Raw genomic sequence first — 2092 nt, 5'->3', positions numbered from 1 at the left:
TGTCCCCAATCGCCTTCTCGCCCCCTGCAAGCCTAGCTCACCGGCAAGCGTTTGTCCATTGCGTGTACTCGTTCAGTACGTTCATGACACTCGCCTCTCTGCGCTTGCTTTGGCCTGCCATGCCTGCACGGCCTCGAGCGGCGTCAAGTAGCCCAGCGCCTGGTGCGGGCGCACCGTGTTGTAGACCACCTCCCACGCCCGCAGCTCCTCCCGCAGCGCCGCCACCGTCGGCTCGGCCTCGGTGCAGGCGTAGAACTCCTCCCCGTGCGTCCGCTGCGCCCGCTCGACGCCCCCGTTCAGCTTCGGGCTGCGCGGCGGCAGGGCGAAGAGCCGGATGCCCTTGGCCGCACACGCCGCCTCAAACTCGGCCATGAACTCACTGCCCCCATCCACCTGCACCGCCCACACCCGAAACGGCAGCCGCGCCAGCAAATCCTCCAAGAACTCCGTCGCCGTCCGTGCCGTCGCCCGCGAGCATAAGGCCAGCACGTCCCAGCGACTCACCACGTCGTGCGCCGTGAACTGCTTCAGCACCACCCCCGGCACCGGCCGCACGTCCAACGTGTCCACCTGCACCAGATCGCCCGGTGCGGCCACCACGTAGTCCTTGGGCTTGCGCACCCTTCCGCGGAAGGGCCGCCGCCACCGTCCTTCCGCGGAAGGGCCGGGCACGGATGCGCCGCAGCCCCACCGGCTCGACGAGCTGCCCCGTGCGCTTCAGGTGCGTCAGGATGCGCCCCACCATCGAGACCGAGAGCACCAGCCCCTGCCGGCGCAGCAGCACCGCCAGCTTGTCCTTGCCCCAGCACGGATACTGCTCCCGCAGCGCTTTGACCGCGTGCACCTGCTCCAGCGTCCACGTCGGGCGACGCCGCTTCTTTGGCCGGCTCGACCGGTCCTCCAGCGTGCGCAGGTCGTAGGGATCGTAACGCCGTTTCCAGCGGTAGAAGGTCTCCCGGCTCAGTCCGAAGCGCCGGCAGGTCCGGCTGACGTTGTGCCCGTGCCGGGCGTGCCAGTCCAGCCAGCCCAGGCGCGCGCAGGCCTGCCGTGACAACGGCGCCGTGGGCTGCCGCGCCACCCGCAGCATCGCGCTGGTGACGTTGCTCACGATGCGCATCGGGACCTCCCCGTGCGCTGGGGCGAGCACGCTGGTAGACTGGGCCACGGAGCGCCTCCTCGACGGGATGTTTTGTGCGTACACTCCCATCCTAGCGAGGGGCGCTCCGCGTTTTTTCTTACGGTGTCGTTGCAGCATTGCTGAAGAAGGCAGGGGTGTTCCCCACCACCTCGCCGGCCCCCCGCCCTGGTCCGCCATCTCGCCCTCTGTCTCCCAGGTATCTGGACGAGAGCAGTGCCTGCCCGCCCATCGCCCCTCCGGGGGGCCACGATGCTGTGGGCTCGCCGTTGCCGATCCCGGCCGCAGGGCGCAGCCCAAACATCTCAGCTATCCGAATATCCGTCTGGGCGCTTATTAGCTGTGCTGTCAACTCGGCCAAGCAGCCCTCTCCTTTAGCAGTGAGCGCGACCTACCACGAGCGACCGGACGCGCGCTGGGTGGATTTTAGTGGCCAGCGCGAGGCGCTCGGTCGTTCCGCGCGCCCGGATTCAGGCTCACGATGAGCGCGACCACCAGCAGCACCGATCCGACCCCGAAGAGCCACTTCTGCGGCGTCACCACACCAGCGGAGATCAGTAGCGCCGCGATGAGCACGGCCAGGGCGAAGAATAACGTCGGCATGCGCACCTCGCTTTATGTACAGGGCTCGGCTCCAGAATCCCATTCCTCTCTCTTTGTACCACCTCGCGGCTCTCGGTGTGGAGCGCGCCGCGCGGCCCGGCACGCTACAATACGCGCACAGAGGGTGGAGGATGCTGCATTGGCCGAGACGCACGCTGGCCGCTACCTGGGCCAGCCCATCCGCCGCTTAGAGGACCACGCGCTAGTCACCGGAGCGGGCCGCTTCGTGGACAACGTGCACCCACCGGCGACGCTGCACCTCGCCTTCGTCCGCAGCCCTTACGCGCATGCCCGGGTCCGCAGGGTGGATAGCCAGGCGGCCGCGGCGGCGCCGGGCGTCGTCCGGGTCTTGAG

3 protein-coding genes are annotated in these 2092 nt (G+C 68.7%); 1 reads left to right on the top strand and 2 read right to left on the bottom strand.

What is annotated here, in order from left to right; translation table 11 throughout:
- Positions 1-376: 376 nt before the first annotated feature.
- Positions 377-1117, bottom strand: a complete 741-nt coding sequence (locus tag HY703_11665; GenBank protein ID MBI4545845.1) for a helix-turn-helix domain containing protein — start codon at positions 1115-1117, stop codon at positions 377-379.
- Between the two features lie 444 nt (positions 1118-1561).
- Complete coding sequence (locus HY703_11660) at positions 1562-1738, bottom strand: hypothetical protein (GenBank protein ID MBI4545844.1); 177 nt, start codon at positions 1736-1738, stop codon at positions 1562-1564.
- A gap of 139 nt (positions 1739-1877) precedes the next feature.
- Here HY703_11660 and HY703_11655 point away from each other — a divergent pair.
- Positions 1878-2092: hypothetical protein (locus tag HY703_11655; protein MBI4545843.1), on the top strand; the 215-nt coding region annotated here is incomplete at its 3' end.

The organism is Gemmatimonadota bacterium (assembly GCA_016209965.1).
Taxonomy (GTDB): Bacteria; Gemmatimonadota; Gemmatimonadetes; order Longimicrobiales; family RSA9; genus JACQVE01.
Note: the sequence above shows the minus strand (reverse complement) of the source record. Positions and strands in the feature narration are given on the sequence as shown.